Raw genomic sequence first — 17,668 nt, forward strand, 5'->3', positions numbered from 1 at the left:
GTGCTTCAGGTCGGGGCCACCCGCAGGTCGGTCGGGGTGTGCGGGACGCCGGCGGTGCGCCGGAGGAGGACACGGACGATGTAGACGCCCGCGACCGCCGACGCCGCCATGCAGGCGGTGATCGACCAGAGCAGCGCGGACGCGCTGTACTCCATGAGGGCGGGCGTGACGAACGCGACGCCCGCGAAGACACCGCGCGAGAGGGCGTAGGTGAGGCCCTGGGTGGTGCCGCGGGTGTCGGGAGGCAGCGTGAGCTGCGACCACACCTTGTAACTGGCCTCCCCCGCGAAGGGGTTGGAGATCTGGTAGAGCACGAAGAAGACGAGCATGCCCGCCAGGGCGCCGGCCGTGAGGGAGGCGACGCAGAAGGCGAGGATCTGCACGACCGTGAAGACGTGGAACAGCCGGTCGCGCCAGGGGGTGTCGGCGATCCGGACGAAGACGAAGGTCAGCACCAGCGCGATCGGCAGGAAGGCCAGGTTGATCCCGGTGGCCAGGCTCTGCGAGGCGCCGCTGACCGTGACCAGCAGATACGTGCCGAACTGGCCGAAGGTGTTGGCGCCGATGCCCCAGGTGACGTAGTAGGCGAAGGTGGCGGCCATCGGCAGCAGCGCGGCCCGGTCGAGCAGGTTCTTCAGCTCGATGCCGCGCGGGGCGGCCGGCGCGGCCGCCTCCTCGGCCGCCTCCGTGCCGGAGGGCTCCTCGGCCAGTTCGAGACGGGAGCGGAGCTGCCAGGTGACCAGCGCGGCGACGGCCAGATGGCCGGTGATGATCCGCGCCCCGGTCATGCCCGTGTCCGACAGCAGGTAGCCGAGGAAGATGACGACGACGATGCCGGCCACCCACATGACCTGCGTGAACGAGATCAGACGCGCCCGGCCTTCGGCGGGTGCGGCGTCCGAGACCACGGCCAGCGAGGTCGGCAGGTCGGCGCCGGCGGCGAGTCCCGCGGTCAGCACGCCGGCGAACAGCACGATGTCGTTCGGCGCCAGTGTGATGACGACGGCACCCACCGCGAAGCAGAAGATGTCCCAGTTGTAGACCCGGCGGCGCCCGAACATGTCGGCCAGCCGGCCGCCGACGAGGGAGCCGACGGCGATGCAGCCCGTGACGATCGCGCTGATCGCCCCCGCCATCCACACGCCCATGTCGTAGTCGTCGCGGTAGAGGGCCAGGTTGACGGCGATGCTGACGATGAGGGCGGCATCGAGGTAGGAGGCCATGCCCGACAGGGCCGCGACCTTCCACAGGCGCCAGGGGATGGGGTGTTCCGAGCGGGCTGGAGCGGTCGGGGTTCGGGCCATGATGCGACTCCGTCGTCTGGGGAGGGGCCGAGCGGAGAGGGGGGCGTCGCGGCGCTGAGGCCGATGCGCAGTGAATATAGGGTCAGAAAAACGTTCCAACAACCCCTCATACGCCCATTTGCAGGAAGATGCGACAGCCTCCTTCCCGCCCCCCGGAACCGGTGCCACCATTCCAGGTGGTCGAAGACCTGGCGTGTGTAAAACGTTTTTGATCCGTGAGGGTGCCTCAGCCGTACTCGGAAGGGCCGTAATCGTGATCTCCTCCGCGCTGCAGCAGCTGTTCGACGACCCGCCTCGGGACTTCGGCCCCACCCCGCTGTGGTGGTGGTCGGGTGCGCGCGTCACCCGCGAGCGGATCGCCTGGCAGATGCGCCGGTTCGCCGAGGGCGGCGTCCACAACCTCGTCGTGATCAACCTGGCGCCCGCCGGACCGGGTTTCGGCGCCCGGGCCGACGAACCGGCCTGGTTCGGCGAGGAGTGGTGGGCACGCTTCACCGACGCCTGCGAGATCGCCCGGGACCTGGGCACCCGTCTGTGGTTCTACGACCAGATCGGTTTCTCCGGCGCCAACGTCCAGGGCGCCGTCACCCGCCGTCACCCCGAGGCCACCGGGCTCGCCCTGCGCTTCCGCAGGGCGACGATCGCCAACGGCACCGCCCGGCTGGGCGGTTCGGAGACCCTCGTGGGCGCGTACACCACGGAGGGCCGGCGCCTGCCCGCCGGCGGTACGCGGATCGAGGCGGCCGACGGCAGCGAGGTCGAGCTCGTCACCGCCGTCCCCACGGCCTTCGACTACCTGGACCCGCAAGCCGTCGGCCTGCTGATGGACACCGTCCACCACGAGTTCGACCGCCGCGTCCCCGACCACCTCGGCACCGTCGTCGCCGGCAGCTTCCAGGACGAACTGCCCGGCACCAACGCCTTCGGCCGCGGCTTCCTGGACGCCTTCCGCGCCCGTCGCGGCTATGACCTGCTGGACCATCTGCCCGCCCTGTTCCACGCGTCCCGCGGGAGCGCGGACGACGCGCGGGCGGCCGGGATCCGCGCCGACTACCACGCGGTCCGCGCCGAACTCACCGAAGAGGCCCTGTTCCAGCCCCTCGCCGCCTGGCACGAGGAGCGCGGCATGCTCCTGGGCTGCGACCAGAGCCACCCCGCGCGCTCGGGCTTCCCGGCCCAGTCCACCCAGATCTACTCCGACTACTTCCGCACCCACCGCTGGTACGGAGCCGCGGGCAGCGACCATCACGGCGACTCCAAGGTCCACTCCTCCATGGCCCATCTCTACGGGCACGAGCGGGTCTGGATCGAGGCGTTCCACTCCTCCGGCTGGGGCGGCACCCTGGAGGACACCTACGACTGGCTGCTGCCGTTCCTGCGCAGCGGCGCCAACCTCTACAACCCGCACGCCAGTTACTTCGGCACCGCGGGCGGCTGGTTCGAGTGGGCGCCGCCCTCCACCGACTGGCGTCAGCCCTACTGGCGGCAGTACCCGGCCTTCTCCCGCGCCGTCGCCCGGATCTGCTCCCTGATGTCCTGGGGCACCTACAGCGCCGACGTGGCGGTCCTGCACCCCACCGCCACCATGCAGGCCCTCATCCCGCTGGACGCCCCCGTCCGGCACTTCGGCGACGGCCGCCTCGGTGAGGCCCACGCCGACGTCGACGAGACGCAGCGGCACTACCTGGACCTGTGCGGCACCAACAACTGGCTGCGGCCGCACGCCGGTTCCCTGGACCGGCACGGCGTCTGCTTCGACATCGTCGACGACGCCTCGGTGCAGCGCGGCACGGCCGCCGAAGGCGCCCTCCGGATCGGGCCGGCGGCCTACACCGCCGTAGTGCTGCCCGCGGCGGGCGTCCTGGAGGAGGGCACGGCACGCCGGCTGACCGAACTGCTCGACGCGGGCGGACGGGTGCTGGCGGTGGGCCGGCCGCCCACGACCGCTGCCGGACGCGCCGGAGACGACCGTGTCGTGGCGGTGCTGAGCGCGCACCCGAGGCTGGAGCGGGTGAGCGCCGCCGAGGCCGCGGCACGCGCCGTGGCCGGCGCCGCCGGATACGCGACCGGCGACGTGCCGCTCCTCGTCAGGCGGCAGGGCGAGTCGGCGATCGCCCTGGTCACGGGCGCCTTCCCCGACGCCCGTACCCATCCGCCCAGGGGCCGCCACGCCGTCGACCCCGCGCGCTACGCCCGCACCCGGTCCGTCACCGTGCGCGCCCCGGTGGCCGAGGCCGAGGTCTGGAACCCGGCGACCGGCACCCGGCGCCCCGCCGCCGTCACCGTCGCCGACGGCGTGTCGACCGTCGAGGTGCCGCTGGACGGGGCCCCCGCCGCCCTTCTCGTCTGGCGCGAAGGCACCCCGCCGCCCCCGCCGCCGGCCCCCGTCACCGAACCGGCCCGCACGGTCGACCTGTCGGCCGGCTGGGAGGGCCGCCTGGTACCCACCATGGACAACACCTGGGGGGACCTCGCGCTGCCCGCCGGAACGTCCGTCGACGAGCCGCAGATCTGGACCATGCGCTGGACCGAGTCCGGCGCACCCGACGCCGGCTGGCAGCAGACACGCGCGACCTACGGCAACCGGGTGCGCGTCCTGTCTCCGCTGCCCGCCGCGAAGGCCCCGAAACCGCTGGACCGCGCGTCCGCCGCACGCGTCCTGGCCGGGGAGCTGCCCCTGACCCCCTGGGACGAGGGCTGGACCGTGGCGCTGTTCTCGTCGAGCCGCGGCACCCCGGACCCCGAAGGGCTGCTCGGCAACAAGGGCCTGGTGCCGGAGGAGTTCGTCCGGGTCCCGGTGCCGGGCCCCGGCACCGTCGCCCGGGTCCGCGCCGTCGTCGAGACCGGCCACCGCGGACCCGCCGACCTGCACGTCGGCGCCGAGGCGGCCAAGCGTGTGTGGTGGAACGGCGAGCGGCACACCACCGGCACCGGCTACCTGGCGACCGCCCGGATCGAGGTGGAGCAGCGGTACAACGTCCTGGAGTACGAGCTGTCCGACGCCGAGGACCGCCCGCGCGCCATCTCGGCCAAGTCCCGTGCCCCACTGGGCAGCTTCTTCTGCCTGACCCTCCCGGAGGGGTTCGAGCCGCGCCCCCGGTTCATGTGTCTGCCCGGCGGCGTACGGGCGGACGGCGGCGTGACCTACCGGGGCCGGCTGGGCGTGGCGGACGGGGACGCGCGGGCGGTGCTCGTGGTCGGTGCCGCGGCCGGGCTCACCGTGCTGCTGGACGGCACCGTCGTGGCACGGCAGGAGAAGGCCGAGTACTACGAGTCCGACTGGGGCGCGGTGCCGATGTTCTTCCGGCACGAACTGGCCCTGGCGGCGGGCGAGCACGTGCTCGACGTCGTGGCCGACAGCGCCCGCGCACGGGACGCGGTGTACGTCGACCTCGTGGCCTTCGCGGAGTCCCGGACGAGCGCGCTCGTCAGCGGGGCGGGCTGGGAGGCCGCGACGGGGCAGTGGCGCGGCCGTACCGTCGAACACGAGGGCAGGTGGGGGGAGTTGCAGCACTGCCACGCCGCCGTACGGCCGCACCCGCTGCCGGACGCGGCGTGGCTCGCCGGCGCCCCGGCGCTGGGCGCCCCCGTCCTGCCGCTGCGCTCCACCGACGACGTCCGCGAGCGCGGGCAGCGTTTCCGCTTCACCGTGCCGCCCGGCACCTGCGCCCTCGACCTGCCGCTGGAGCTGCCGGCCCGGGCGAGGATCGCCGAGGGCGCCGAACAGCCGCTCGACGCAGCGGTACTGACGCTTCGTCACCCTCTGGCGCGGCCGACGGAGATCGAGGTCGTCACCGCGCCCACGGCCGTCCTGCGCGGTGGCTGCGCCTGGCGCGGACCCGTGCGCGTCCGTACCGTCCCCGCGCCGCTGCCGCTGGGGGAGTGGCGGTCGCTGGGACTGGGCAGCTGGAGCGGAGGCGTCGCCTACGCCCGCGAGGTGGAGGTGCCCGACGGTCCGGACCCCGTGCTCGACCTGGGACGGGTGCACGGCAGCGTCGCGGTCACCGTCGACGGCGCACCGGCCGGCGAGGCGTTCTGTGCCCCGTACCGCTTCGGGCTGCCGGGCGCCGCCGGGCGCACCGTGCGGATCGAGGTGACCGTGCACGGCACCCTGGCCCCGTACCTGGCCGAAGCCACCCCGACCGCCTGGGCGTTCCCCTCCGAGCGGGGCGCCGGGCTGCTGGGGCCGGTGACGCTCCAGGTGCGGGACTCAGACGCCGGGCACTGACCGGGTGGAGTCCCGCAGGACCAGGTCGGGCGCGAACACCCTTGTCTCATGGGTGTGTTCGGCGCGGGCCTCCACCTCGTCGAGCAGCATCTCCACGGCGGCCCTGCCGAGGTCCTCGACGGGCTGGCGGACCGTGGTGAGGGTCGTGCCGACGAAGCTCGCGATGTCCAGGTCGCCGTAGCCCACCACCTGCACGTCCTCGGGGACCTTCACCTCGCGCTCGGCCAGACCGCGGCACAGCCCGGCGGCGAGGAAGTCGTTGGTGCAGAACACCCCGTCGGGCAGGCTCGCCAGACCGCGGGCGATCTCCAGTCCGTACGCCACCGTCATCTCCTCGGCGACCAGCTGGCCCAGCCGCGCGGTGCGCCGGCTGCGCACGGCCTGACGGGCGCCCTGGTAGCGGTCGGCGCACTGCCGTATCGAACGTTCGCCGTTCACCACGAGGATGTCGCGCGCCCCGCAGTCCAGCAGGTGCTGCACGGCCATCCGGCCGCCGCCGATGTCGTCGACGGAGACGGAGCAGCCGTCCTGGGCCGGCATCGCGCGGTCCGCCAGCACCAGCGGGATGCCGCGCTCGCGCAGCCGGGACAGCCGGGTGGGGTCGGCGCTGAGCGGGACGACCACGGCGCCGACCGCCCGCTGCTCGGCCAGCATGGTGAAGTAGCCCTGCTCGCGCTCCGGCGCGTCCCCGCTGTGGCACAGCACGAGCGCGTAGCCGTGGTCGTAGGCCGCGTCGGCGGCACCCCTGGCGATGCGCGCGTAGAAGGAGTTGGTGACGTCGGGCAGGACCAGGCCGATCGACGACGAGTGCCCGGTGCGCAGGCCGGCGGCGCCCGGATGCGGCACGTAGTCGAGTGCCGCGACCGCGTCGCGGACCCGCTCGGCAGTGCGCGCGTTGACGCGCTCGGGGCGGTTGAGCACGTTCGAGACCGTCGACACCGAGACGCCGGCGGCGGCCGCGACGTCCTGGATGCGGGCGGGGCGAGCCGGAATGGCGTCCACCCCCTCGCTGTGGCGGCCGTGCGACCTGGCACGACGTGGTCCTCAAAGGCGAGGTCAGTCTACCCCGGTGGTGCCTGTAACGTTTTACGCCGTCGTGCCCGGGACCGGGCTCAGCGCGCGAGCAGCTTCCGGAGTTCGCCGGCGACCTGCTCGGGTGCCTCCTCGGCCATGAAGTGGCCGAGGCCGACGGTGCGGTGGTCCAGCCGCGGCGCCCACGCCGACCACAGCTCGCGGGCGTCGAAGCCGAGGGCGGCGCCCCAGTCCTGCTGGAGCACGGTCACCGGCATCGTCAGCACGTGGCCCGCCGCCCGGTCGGCCCGGTCGTGCTTCAGGTCGATCCGGGCCGAGGCGCGGTAGTCGGCGACGATCGACGGCACGGCGGCGCGGCAGGCGTCCAGGTACGCGGTGCGCACGGAGTCCGGGATGGTCGCGCGGTCGCCGCCCCACAGATCCAGGAAGTGGCCGAAGAAGAGATCCGGTTCGGCGGCGATCATCCGCTCCGGCAGGCCCGGCGGCTGAGCCATCAGATAGAGGTGGAAACCCACCGCCGCGTCCACGCCGTGCATCACCTGCCACATGTCCGAAGTCGGGAGCACGTCGAGGCAGGCCAGGTGGGTGACGGCGGCTGGATGGTCGAGCCCGGCGCGGAAGGCGACCAGGGCTCCGCGGTCGTGCCCGGCCAGCGCGAACCGCTCGTGCCCGAGCGCGCGGGCCAGTTCCACGACGTCGGCGGCCATGGCGCGCTTGCCGTAGACGGTCCCGTCGGTGTCGGCCGGCTTGTCGCTGGCGCCATAGCCGCGCAGGTCCGGGCAGATCACGGTGTGGTCGGCCGCGAGGTCGGCGGCGACGTGCCGCCACATCAGGTGGGTCTGCGGGAAGCCGTGCAGCAGCACGACCGGGCTGCCCGCGCCGCCGACGGCGGCGTGCAGCGCGACCCCGTCGGCCACCCGGACGCGGCGCCGGTCGAAACCGGGAATGGCGGGGGCCGCGCCCGTGGGCGGCGCGGCAGGTGCGGCGGCGGCCACGTCGGGTGCGGGCGGTGTCACGGCGTGCGGGTCGATCGTCACGGTGGGCTGCTTTCGTCGGTGCGGAGGGGAGCCCGCCGGCGGGCGGACACGACGAGCCTCCCGCGCACGGATCAGCATCCGATCAGCACGTACTGTGGCGGGTGAGGCAGGCGCGGGAGGCGGGGATGGAGCCGATCACCTTCGGTGTGCTCGGGCCGGTGACGGCCTGGGACGGCGCCGGCGGGGCGCTGGCGCTGAAGGGCCCGCGGCACCGGGCGGTGCTGGCCCGGCTGATCACGGCGCGCCGGCGCATGGTGCCGGTCGCCCGGCTCGTCGCGGACCTGTGGGACGAGCCCGGAGCGGGCTCCGCCGGGGCCGTGCAGACCTTCGTCGCCGATCTGCGCCGCGCCCTGGAGCCGGACCGGCCGCCCCGCGCGCCGGCCCGGCTGCTGGTGACGGAGGGCCCCGGGTACGCCTTGCGGGCCGCGCCGGACGCCGTGGACGCCTGGCGGTTCGAGGCGGCCATCACCGACGCGGCCGGGCTGCCGGCCGGGCGGGCGCTCCAACGGCTGGACGAGGCAATGGAGTTGTGGCGTGGTCCCGCCTACGCCGGGTTCACCCGCGAGGACTGGGCCCGGGCCGAGCGGTCCCGGCTGGCCGAACTGCGGCTGGGCGCGGTGGAGCAACGGGCCCGCGCCCGGCTGGACCTGGGCCCGGCGGCCGAGGCCGTGGCCGGCCTGCACGCCCATGTGGCCGAGCACCCCTGGCGTGAGGAGGGCTGGCGGCTGCTGGCCCTCGCGCTGTACCGCACCGGCCGCCAGGCGGACGCGCTGGCCGTGCTGCGCCGGGCCCGGACCCTGCTGGCCGAGGAGCTGGGCGTGGATCCCGGGCCCGCGCTGCGGCGCCTGGAGACGGACATCCTCACGCAGGAACCGCGCCTGTCCGGCCCGGCCGGACCGTCGGGCACGGCGGCCCGCCTGTGGACCCGGGTGGCGGCGGACTACGACCGCGCGGTCGCGGCGGGTGCCCGGGCCCGGCTGGAGTCCACCGTCCAGCTGGTCCGCACCCTCGCGGTGACCGGAGGCGGCGGCCTGCGGGCGGCCCAGGAGCACCGCCTCGCGGCCGTCACCGCGGCGGAGGAGTTCGGGGACCCGGTCCTGACCGCCCGGGTGATCGGTGCCTACGACGTTCCCGCGATCTGGACCCGCGGCGACGACCCCGACCAGGCGCGGCAGATCGTGGCGGCCGCCGAGCGCACCCTGGCCGCCCTGCCGGAGGCCGGTCCGCACGCGGCGGCGCGCGGCCGGCTGCTGGCCACGGTCGCGATGGAGACGCGTGGCACCCGCTCCCCGCGGGGTCCGCAGGCCGCTCGCGAGGCGGAGGGCATCGCCCGCAGCCTGGACGACCCCACGCTGCTGGCGTTCGCCCTCAACGGCGCGTTCATGCAGTCCTGCACCCGCGCGGGGCTCGCGGCGCGGCGCGATGCCATCGGCGCGCGGCTGGTCGACCTGGCCGCACGGCACGGCCTGGAGAACTTCGAGGTGCTGGGCCGGCTCGTCCGCATGCAGGCCCGCGGCGCGCTCGGCGACTTCCCGGCGGCGGACGGGCACGCCGCCGCCGCGGACCGGCTGGCCGAGCGCCACGAGCGTCCGCTGGTCGGCGTCTTCACCCGGTGGTACGGCGCGCTGCGGCTCGCCGCCGCCGGACGGGCCCCCGAGGCCGGGGCCGCCTACGAGGCCGCCGCGCGGCGGCTGCGGGGCTGCGGCATGCCGGGCCTGGAGCGTGGTCTCGTCCCCCTCACCCGGCTCTGCCTGCGCCTGGCGGACGGGCGCACATCGGCGCTGCAGGCGGCCGAACACGTCGACCCGGACGACGACTGGGGCCCGTACCGCCCGTGGATCGAGCCCTACGTCCGGCTGCGCGCCGGCGCCCGCAAGGACGCGGCGGACCTGCTGCGCGCCGCACCCGAACCGCCCGCCGACCTCCTCCAGGAGGCACTGTGCTGCCTTCAGGCGGCGGTCGCCATGGAACTCGGCGACCGCACGACGTCCGCGCTGCTGCACAGCCGCCTGGCCCCCGCCGCGGGTGAACTCGCGGGAGCGGGCAGCGGACTGCTCAGCCTCGGCCCGGTGGACCGCTGGCTCACGGCACTGGAGGCGGCCGCTCACTCCGCGTAGCGGACGCGCTCGCACCCTGTCATCGGCGCGCCGCCCGCCCGGCGGCGCGGGGTCACCCGGGGGCTCGACACCTGTGCGGGAACCGTGCGAAGTGCGACTCTGGGACGAGAGGTATCCGCCGAGGGGACTCGGGAGGGCCCCATGGGACGTGACGTACCCGCCCTGGTGTTCACGCGCGAGGACCGCCGTCGGTACCGGGACAAGATGCACACGTGTCTCGACGTGCTGGCGCAGATGCTGCGCGAGTCCGGCTTCGAGAGCGAGCGCCCGCAGGTGGGGCTGGAGATCGAGCTCAACCTGGTCGACGCCGACGGACGGCCGGCGATGCGCAACACCGAGGTTCTCCAGGCGATCGCCGACCCGGCCTGGTCGAGCGAGCTGGGCCGCTTCAACCTGGAGATCAACATCCCGCCCCGGCGGCTGACCGCGGGCGGACCCGGCGCCTGGGAGCAGGAGATCCGCGACGCCCTCAACCACGCCGAGGAACGCGCGGCGTCCCTGGGCGCCCACATGATCATGATCGGCATCCTGCCGACCCTCGGCGAGGACGACGTGGGGGAGACCGCCCTGTCCGGCGATCCGCGCTACCGGCTGCTCAACGAGCAGATCTTCGCGGCACGCGGCGAGGACCTGCGTATCCGGGTGGACGGCGTGGAGCACCTGTCGATGTACGCCGACGCCATCACCCCGGAGGCCGCCTGCACCAGCACCCAGTTCCATCTCCAGGTCGCGCCGAAGGAGTTCGCGGACTACTGGAACGCGGCCCAGGCCGTCGCGGGCGTCCAGGTCGCCCTGGCCGCCAACTCCCCCTTCCTGTTCGGCAGGGAGCTGTGGCGGGAGACCCGTGTCCCCCTCTTCGAGCAGGCCACCGACACCCGGCCGCAGGAGATCAAGGCCCAGGGCGTACGGCCCCGCGTCTGGTTCGGGGAGCGGTGGATCACCAGCGTCTTCGACCTGTTCGAGGAGAACGTGCGCTACTTCCCGGCGCTGCTGCCGCTGTGCGACGACGAGGACCCGCAGCGCACGCTCGACGCCGGCGGCGTTCCGGACCTCGCCGAACTGACCCTGCACAACGGCACGATCTACCGCTGGAACCGGCCCGTCTACGCCGTCACCGACAGCGGACCGCACCTGCGCATCGAGAACCGCGTGCTGCCCGCCGGACCCACCGTGGCCGACATCATCGCCAACGGCGCCTTCTACTACGGCCTGACACGCGCCCTGGTCGACGACGACCGGCCGGTGTGGACGCGGATGTCCTTCGCGGTCGCCGAGGAGAACCTGCACGCCGCGGCCCGCGACGGAATCGACGCCCGGCTGTACTGGCCCGGCAGCGGCGAAGTGCCGGTCACCGAACTGGTGCTGCGACGGCTGCTGCCCGAGGCCCACCGAGGACTCGAACTGGCCGGCATGGACGCGGCCTGGCGCGAACCCCTGCTGGGCATCGTCGAGCAGCGCTGCGTCACCGCCCGCAACGGCGCCCTGTGGCAGGCCGAGACCGTCCACCACCTGGAGAAGTCCGTCACCTCCGACCGCCGGGAGGCGCTGCGGCAGATGACCAGGACGTACATGGACTACATGCATCTCAACGCGCCCGCGCACACCTGGCCCGTGGACTGACCTGCCGCCGTCCGGTGTAACCCGGATCACACGGACGAAGTGCATCGTGGCGGGGTGCCCAACGTCTTTCCCTGGGTGTAGGGGGCTGGCCGGAACAGGGACGGTGCGTGTGGAACAGAGTCGGGCCGAGGGGTTCGACGGGTTCGTGGCGGCTCGCTGGTCTGCGCTGTTCCACCTCGCCCGTCTGCTCGTGGGTGGCGATCGGCACCGGGCCGAGGATCTGCTTCAGGAAGCCCTGGTCAAGCTCTGGTTCGTCTGGCCCAAGATCGCCGACGAGGCACCCGAGGCCTATGTGCGCAAGGTGCTGGCGCGGGCCGCGGCGCGCTCGGCACGGCGGCGCTGGTGGGGCGAGCGCCCGGTCGAGCAGCTGCCGGACCTGCCCGCCGCCGGCGATGTGTCCGCCTGCGTGGCGGAGCGCTCGCGGCTGGAGTCCGCGCTGGCCCAACTGCCGCCGCGGCAGCGGGCCGCGGTGGTGCTGCGGTACTACCAGGACCTGCCCGAGAGGCAGGTCGCCGAGGTGCTCGGATGCCCCGTGGGCACGGCCCGCTCGCACGCCTCGCGCGGCGTGGCCCGGCTGCGCCGCATCCTGTCCGACGTCATCGAGCCGGTGGGGTGAAGGGGAGCCGATGGAGCACTTCGAGCGGGAGCTGGCGCGGATGATGCGCGACTCCCAGGAGTACACCCCCTTCGAGGCGGAGGACGGCGCGCGGCTGCGGGCCGGCGTGCGGGCGCGCCGCCGGGTCCGCACCGCGCGGAAGGCGGCCGGTTCGTTCCTGGCCGCCGCCGGACTGGGCCTCGGCTTCTTCATGCTGCCCCACGGACCGGGCGGCAGCGGGCCGCAGGCGCCGCATCCGCGGCCCGCGACGAGCCCGGTGTCCCCCAGCCCGAGGCCGACGGACACGGCGGCGCCCCCGAGCGCGACCGCGACCGCGAGCCCCACCGGGACCACCGGGCCGCCCGCCACCCCCACCACGACACCGACGCCTACCGGCACCTCGGACGCGTCGGTCTTCGCCCCGCCTCCCAGCCGGACGCAAACGGCCCTGCCCGGTGCCACCGGGACGCCCACCGCACCGCAGACGCCCACGGGCACGCCGTCGACGGTGCGGGCGTCCGCGACGGGCTCGGCGGACTCCGGGTAGCGCCCCCCACCCGTTCGTCTCCCCCTTCCTCAACCCTCCTTCGCCAGCCGCACCGCGGCACCGCCGTGCGTGCCCTCGGCATGCCCCACGCCAGAACCTGAACCGGGATGGAACGTGACAGATCTGATGGACCACCTCCCGCTCCGTACGCCGCTGTCCGCGCACCAGCGAGAGCCCGTCCTGGACGTGGTCGTGCCCGTGTTCAACGAGCAGAGGGACCTGGAGCGGTGCGTACGGCGGCTGCACGGGCATCTGCGCGAGACGTTCCCGTACCCCTTCCGGATCACCGTCGCGGACAACGCCAGCACCGACGCGACCCCGCGGATCGCGGCACGACTGGCCGCCGAACTGCCCGAGACGGAGTGGCTGCGGCTGGCCGCGAAGGGACGGGGCCGGGCGCTGCACGCCGCGTGGTCGGGCTCGCGGGCACCGGTGCTCGCGTATCTGGACGTGGACCTCTCCACCGACCTGGCCGCGCTGCTGCCGCTGGTCGCGCCGCTGATCTCCGGGCACTCCGACATCGCCATCGGCACCCGGCTGGCCCGCGGCTCCCGGGTGGTGCGCGGACCTCGGCGGGAGGTCATCTCCCGTTGCTACAACGCGCTGTTGCGCTCCACGCTCGCGGTGGGATTCACCGACGCGCAGTGCGGCTTCAAGGCGGTGCGCCGCGACGTCGCCGAACGGCTGCTGCCCCTGGTGCAGGACTCCGGGTGGTTCTTCGACACGGAGCTGCTGGTGATCGCCGAGCGGGCCGGACTGCGCATCCACGAGGTGCCGGTCGACTGGGTCGACGACCCCGACAGCCGGGTCGACATCCTCTCCACCGCCGTGGCCGACCTGTGCGGCATCGCCAGGATCGGCCGCGCGCTGGCCCGCGGCGCACTGCCGACGGCCGCACTGCGCCGCGACGACGGGCCGCCGAGCGGTCCGGCCGGCCGGCTGCTGCGCTTCGGCGCGGTGGGAGCCGTCAGCACCGTCGGACACGTACTGCTGTACGCCGCGCTGCGCCCCGCGGCCGGCGGCCAGGCCGCCAACGCCGGCGCGCTGCTGCTGTGCGCCGTCGCCAACACGGCCGCCAACCGGCGCCTCACCTTCGGGCTGCGCGGCCGCGGCGGGGTGCTGCGCCACCACGCCAAGGGCCTGCTGGTCTTCGGCGTCGGCCTGGCCCTGACCGGCGGATCGCTCGCCGTGCTGCACCGGCTGGCCCCCGCTGCGGCCCGCTCCACCGAGATCGCGGTGCTCGTCGCCGCCAACCTGGCCACGACCCTCCTGCGCTTCGTGCTGCTGCACGCCTGGGTGTTCGCCGCCCGCCGCCCGGCGCCGGGATCCCCGGCCGCATGAACGACACCCTGAACCCGGCCCCTCGCCCCGGCGCCCGCGCGCTGCTGCGCACCGGCAGGGACCGCCTCCCCGGCCTTGCCGCGGAGGTCCGCCGCGCTCTTTCGCACCACGGCCCCGTGCTGGCCATGTACGGCGTCCTCAAGCTCATCGGCTTCACCGTCTTCCTGCAACTGCTGCACTCCACCGGGGAGTTCCGCCGGAAGGACCCGCGCTTCGGCGGCGGCGCCCACGCCTGGGACGTGCTGGCCAGCTGGGACGGCTGGTGGTACCAGCAGATCGCCGCCCACGGCTACGATCCCGCCCTCGTCCGGATTCCCGGCGCCTCCGGCCTGATCACCCTGGAGGGCAACTCGGCCGCGTTCTTCCCGCTCTACCCGGCGGCGATGCGGCTGGTCTCCGACTGCACCGGCCTCGGCCTCTACGGCGCCGGACTGCTGGTCTCGATCCTCGCCTCGTTCGCCGCCGCACTCGGCGTCCACGCCGTCGCCGCCCGGTTCGGCGGCCGGCGCGCGGGGCTCGCCGCGGCCGGGCTGTGGGCGGTCTGGCCCGGTTCCGGAACCGAGTGGTCCGGCTACTCGGAGTCCCTCTACGTCGCTCTCGCCGTCTGGGCCTGCCACGCCGTACTGACCGACCGCTGGCTGACCGCGGGCGTGCTCACCTTCGCCGCGGGACTCGGCCGCCCCACCGCGCTCGCGCTCGTCGCCGCCCTCACCGTCGCCGCCCTGCGGACGCTGCACCGACGGCAGGGGGACACCGCCCGGCCGGTGACCGCGATCCTCGTCGCGCCGCTCGGTCTGGCCGGCTACCTCCTCTGGGTCGGCGACCGGATGGGCGACCTCACCGGGTACTTCAGACTCCAGAAGGGCGCCTGGGCCCACACCTTCGACTACGGCGGACAGACGCTCGACGTGTTCACGTCGCTCGCCGTGGGCCGCACCGACTACCTCTTCCCGTGCCCGGTCGAGGACCTCGTCGGCGCGCTGACCGTACTGCTGGGCCTGCTGCTGATCCCGCTCCTGATCCGGCTGCGCCCACCCTGTGTGCTGACCGTCTACACGGTCCTCACCTTCGTCCTGGTCCTCGGCAGCCAGCAGATCTTCGGCAACGTCTCCCGCTACCTGCTGCCCGCCTTCCCCCTGTTCGTCCCGCTCGCCGTCCGCCTGCGCACGGTCGGGCTTCCGCTGTTGTGCGGACTGCTCGCCGTCACGGCGGTGGCGTCGGGCTCGTACGCGGGGTACGTGCTCTTCGAGCTGGGCGTCCCCTAGCGCGTGTGGCCGCTTCCCGCGACGGAGTTCACGGTCCCGGCCGCTCGTCGAGGACGTCGACGCCCCACGCGGCCGCCACCGGCATGAACCGGTGCTCGGCCGCATGCGCCGCCATCCGGGCGTTGCGCTCGCGTGCCCCGGGCCCGTCCGGCAGGTGGAACTCCTCGCCGGCCCGCGCGGACGCGGCCTGCATGCTGGTGGCGCGCGGCAGACGCCGGCGCTCGTACCGGCCGAGCGCGGCGGGCACGTCGTCCGCCGTCGCGTCCGCGAGGCAGTGGCCGAGGACGGCGGCGTCCAGAACCGCCTGCGCCGCGCCCTGGGCCTGGAAGGGCACCATCGCGTGCGCGCTGTCCCCCAGCAGGGTCACCCGTCCGACGTGCCACCGGGTGAGCGGGGTGCGGGTGTGGATGCCGTAGCGGAGGACCCGGCCCGCGCGTTCCAGGACGCTGAGGACGCGCGGGTCCCAGCCGTCGAACGCGCGCAGCGGCTCCCCGGGTTCGGCCCGTGCGGTCCAGGACTCCTGCGCGGCGTCCGTACCGAACACGGCGACGACGTTGAGGAGTTCACCGCCGCGCAGCCAGTAGTGGACGAAGTGCCGGCCGGGGCCGAGCCAGATCCCGGTGTCCGGCAGGCCCAGATCCGCCACCTCACCGGCCGGCAGCAGCGCCCGGTAGGCGGCGGTCCGCGAGAACACCGCCTCGTCCGGGCCGAAGAGCCACTGGCGGGCCGTGGACCGGATGCCGTCCGCGGCGACGACCAGGTCCGCCACCAGGCTCCCGCCGCCCGCCGTCCGCACCCGGGCGGACGTCTCGTCCTGGTCGATCCCCACCACAGGGCTGTCCAGCCGCACCGACGCGGCCGGCACCGCCGCGGCCAGGGCGTCGCGCAGATCGGCCCGGTGGATCTGCAGATAGGGCGCCCCGAACTCCTCCTCGACCTCGCGGCCCAGCGCGTAGCCGCAGATCTCCGCCCCGTCGGACCAGGTGCGGAAGCTCACCCCGGCCGGGTGGGCGGACCGTGCGGCGACGGCGCCGAGCAGGCCCAGCCGGCGCAGTTCGCGGGTGGCGTTCGGCGCGAGCTGGATCCCGGCGCCCAGTTCCGTGAGCCGCGGTGCCTGCTCGACCACGGTCACCTCGTGGCCGGCGCGGCGCAGGCTCAGAGCCGCGGCGAGTCCTGCGATGCCCGCCCCCACCACGATCGCTCGCACGGCACGACCTCACTTCGACGGACGGGGGATGCGAACCTCCCGCCGTCCGCCCGGCGGGCACGGGACGTTCACGGCAGGCCCTGGCGGGCCTCGCCCGGTGGCCACAGGGTACCGAGCGCAACTCCGTTGCCGGACAAGGTCTTTCCGGCCACCTTCGACCCCTGCGTCACCCTGCCGGCGAGCCGGTGCCGCAGTGGCCGACCGGCGTCTTGCGCGCGCCCCGGCCCGCTGGAACGCTTCCCTTCCGCCGGCCGTGACCAGGGCCGCGCAAGGACACGGGCCCGGCGTGGGGCGCGACGGCGGCGGGGGAGCGGGCGGATGGAGCTGGAGCTCCGGCATCTGCGGGTGCTGTGCGCGATCGCCGACGCGGGAAGCGTGGGCCGGGCCGCCGCGGACCTGGGGTATTCGCAACCCGCCGTGAGCAGCCAACTGCGGCGGATCGAGCGCCATTTCGGCGAGCCGCTGTTCGAGCGCGGCAGGACGGGAGTGAGGCCGACGCCGTACTGCGTCGACGTCGTGGCCCAGGCGCGCGACGTCCTGACCCGCGCCGCCGCGATCGGCCACCGGCCGTCCGCGGACGGCGCGAGAGCGCGCAGAACCGTGCGGGTGGCGGCCACCAACTCCCCGGTGCTGTCCGGCATGGTCGCCCGGGTCCGGGCCCGGCTGCCGGACGTCGCCCTGGCCGTGAGCAGTGTCTACGCCTCCTCGCGCATCGTCGAACTCCTGGAGGACGGCGCGGTCGACGCGGCCGTCGCCGCCGACTACCCGGGCAGGGAACTCGCCCACTCCGGCGCGGTGACGCACCGCGGCATCGTCACCGAACCCACCTTCGTCGCGCTGCCGGCCCGCCACCGGCTGGCCCACCGCCCGCAGATCCCGCTGGCCGAACTGGCCGACGAGGCCTGGTTCCTGACGCCGGACGACGGGGCGGGCTGGCCCGGCGTGTTCCACACGGCGTGCGAGACCGCCGGGTTCTCACCCGTCGCCGTACACGAATTCCTCGGTGACCAGATGCAGTTGCAGGGGATGATCGCCGACGGGCTGGGGGTGTCCGTCGTCCAGGCGACGCTGCGCCCGATCCCGGAGGTGGTGATCAGGCCACTGGCCGGGACGCCGCTGTGGTGCCGGTACGTGCTGGCCTGGCGGCGTGACGCGGTGGCCGGTGAGGTGGCGGACACGCTCTTCCAGTGCGCCTGCGCCGCCTACCGCGAACTCGCCGGGCGCTCGCCGCACTTGAGGGACTGGGTGACACGGACCTGGCGCGGGGCCGGGGGCGGCGCGTAGCCCCGCTCCGGGGCGCGGCCGGCGCGGTGGCCGCGCCGCGGCCGGTGTTATGGCTGGTCGCCGCGGAGTGCTATGTCACATGCCATTGTCG

At 74.6% G+C, this 17,668-nt stretch carries 12 protein-coding genes; 8 read left to right on the top strand and 4 right to left on the bottom strand.

What is annotated here, in order from left to right:
• Positions 1 to 5: 5 nt before the first annotated feature.
• The gene (locus ACIRPX_RS00105) at positions 6 to 1,304 is read right to left on the bottom strand and encodes an MFS transporter (protein WP_404186972.1); all 1,299 of its coding nucleotides are present in this window, start codon (positions 1,302 to 1,304) and stop codon (positions 6 to 8) included.
• A 253-nt stretch (positions 1,305 to 1,557) separates the two neighbouring features.
• On the opposite strand from ACIRPX_RS00105, the gene ACIRPX_RS00110 reads away from it, so the two are divergent.
• The gene (locus tag ACIRPX_RS00110) at positions 1,558 to 5,532 is read left to right on the top strand and encodes a glycosyl hydrolase (protein WP_404186973.1); all 3,975 of its coding nucleotides are present in this window, start codon (positions 1,558 to 1,560) and stop codon (positions 5,530 to 5,532) included.
• Here ACIRPX_RS00110 and ACIRPX_RS00115 read toward each other — a convergent pair.
• Both ACIRPX_RS00115 and ACIRPX_RS00120 read right to left on the bottom strand, forming a co-directional pair.
• Positions 5,515 to 6,534 carry a LacI family DNA-binding transcriptional regulator gene (locus tag ACIRPX_RS00115; protein WP_404186974.1) on the bottom strand — a complete coding sequence of 340 codons (1,020 nt, stop codon included), beginning with the start codon at positions 6,532 to 6,534 and terminating at the stop codon, positions 5,515 to 5,517. The genes ACIRPX_RS00110 and ACIRPX_RS00115 overlap by 18 nt on opposite strands.
• A 110-nt stretch (positions 6,535 to 6,644) precedes the next feature.
• The gene (locus tag ACIRPX_RS00120) at positions 6,645 to 7,580 is read right to left on the bottom strand and encodes an alpha/beta fold hydrolase (protein ID WP_404187479.1); all 936 of its coding nucleotides are present in this window, start codon (positions 7,578 to 7,580) and stop codon (positions 6,645 to 6,647) included.
• A 146-nt stretch (positions 7,581 to 7,726) separates the two neighbouring features.
• Between ACIRPX_RS00120 and ACIRPX_RS00125 the strand changes: the two genes are divergently transcribed.
• The 6 genes from ACIRPX_RS00125 to ACIRPX_RS00150 all read left to right on the top strand — a co-directional run bounded on the left by ACIRPX_RS00125 (position 7,727) and on the right by ACIRPX_RS00150 (position 15,086).
• Complete coding sequence (locus tag ACIRPX_RS00125) at positions 7,727 to 9,718, top strand: BTAD domain-containing putative transcriptional regulator (RefSeq protein ID WP_404186975.1); 1,992 nt, start codon at positions 7,727 to 7,729, stop codon at positions 9,716 to 9,718.
• A 141-nt stretch (positions 9,719 to 9,859) separates the two neighbouring features.
• A complete protein-coding gene (locus ACIRPX_RS00130; protein ID WP_404186976.1) occupies positions 9,860 to 11,338 on the top strand; it encodes a glutamate--cysteine ligase in 1,479 nt (492 codons plus the stop codon).
• Between the two features lie 109 nt (positions 11,339 to 11,447).
• Positions 11,448 to 11,954: a SigE family RNA polymerase sigma factor gene (locus ACIRPX_RS00135; protein WP_404186977.1), complete on the top strand. Its 507-nt coding sequence runs from the start codon at positions 11,448 to 11,450 to the stop codon at positions 11,952 to 11,954.
• A gap of 10 nt (positions 11,955 to 11,964) precedes the next feature.
• Positions 11,965 to 12,480, top strand: a complete 516-nt coding sequence (locus ACIRPX_RS00140) for a hypothetical protein (RefSeq protein WP_404186978.1) — start codon at positions 11,965 to 11,967, stop codon at positions 12,478 to 12,480.
• 126 nt (positions 12,481 to 12,606) lie between these two features.
• A complete protein-coding gene (locus ACIRPX_RS00145) occupies positions 12,607 to 13,821 on the top strand; it encodes a glycosyltransferase (protein ID WP_404187480.1) in 1,215 nt (404 codons plus the stop codon).
• Entirely contained in the window at positions 13,818 to 15,086 is a 1,269-nt protein-coding gene (locus ACIRPX_RS00150; protein ID WP_404186979.1) for a hypothetical protein, read from the top strand. The genes ACIRPX_RS00145 and ACIRPX_RS00150 overlap by 4 nt, the downstream gene beginning before the upstream one ends.
• A gap of 28 nt (positions 15,087 to 15,114) precedes the next feature.
• Here ACIRPX_RS00150 and ACIRPX_RS00155 read toward each other — a convergent pair whose 3' ends face one another.
• A complete protein-coding gene (locus tag ACIRPX_RS00155) occupies positions 15,115 to 16,293 on the bottom strand; it encodes an FAD-dependent oxidoreductase (RefSeq protein WP_404186980.1) in 1,179 nt (392 codons plus the stop codon).
• A 318-nt stretch (positions 16,294 to 16,611) separates the two neighbouring features.
• Here ACIRPX_RS00155 and ACIRPX_RS00160 point away from each other — a divergent pair, with 318 nt between their 5' ends.
• Positions 16,612 to 17,577 (top strand): LysR family transcriptional regulator, encoded by a 966-nt coding sequence (locus ACIRPX_RS00160; RefSeq protein WP_404186981.1) that lies wholly within the window; start codon positions 16,612 to 16,614, stop codon positions 17,575 to 17,577.
• The last annotated feature ends 91 nt before the right edge of the window (positions 17,578 to 17,668 follow it).

The sequence above is a fragment of the Streptomyces sp. NPDC101225 genome, from assembly GCF_044767585.1.
Lineage (GTDB): Bacteria > Actinomycetota > Actinomycetes > Streptomycetales > Streptomycetaceae > Streptomyces.

Excerpts from the sequence above, each read along its gene's own strand:
- ACIRPX_RS00125 (WP_404186975.1), top strand. The coding sequence starts at position 7,727 with ATGGAGCCGATCACCTTCGGTGTGCTCGGGCCGGTGACGGCCTGGGAC.
- ACIRPX_RS00130 (WP_404186976.1), top strand. The coding sequence starts at position 9,860 with ATGGGACGTGACGTACCCGCCCTGGTGTTCACGCGCGAGGACCGCCGT.
- ACIRPX_RS00105 (WP_404186972.1), bottom strand. The coding sequence starts at position 1,304 with ATGGCCCGAACCCCGACCGCTCCAGCCCGCTCGGAACACCCCATCCCC.
- ACIRPX_RS00160 (WP_404186981.1), top strand. The coding sequence starts at position 16,612 with ATGGAGCTGGAGCTCCGGCATCTGCGGGTGCTGTGCGCGATCGCCGAC.
- ACIRPX_RS00150 (WP_404186979.1), top strand. The coding sequence starts at position 13,818 with ATGAACGACACCCTGAACCCGGCCCCTCGCCCCGGCGCCCGCGCGCTG.
- ACIRPX_RS00140 (WP_404186978.1), top strand. The coding sequence starts at position 11,965 with ATGGAGCACTTCGAGCGGGAGCTGGCGCGGATGATGCGCGACTCCCAG.
- ACIRPX_RS00145 (WP_404187480.1), top strand. The coding sequence starts at position 12,607 with ATGGACCACCTCCCGCTCCGTACGCCGCTGTCCGCGCACCAGCGAGAG.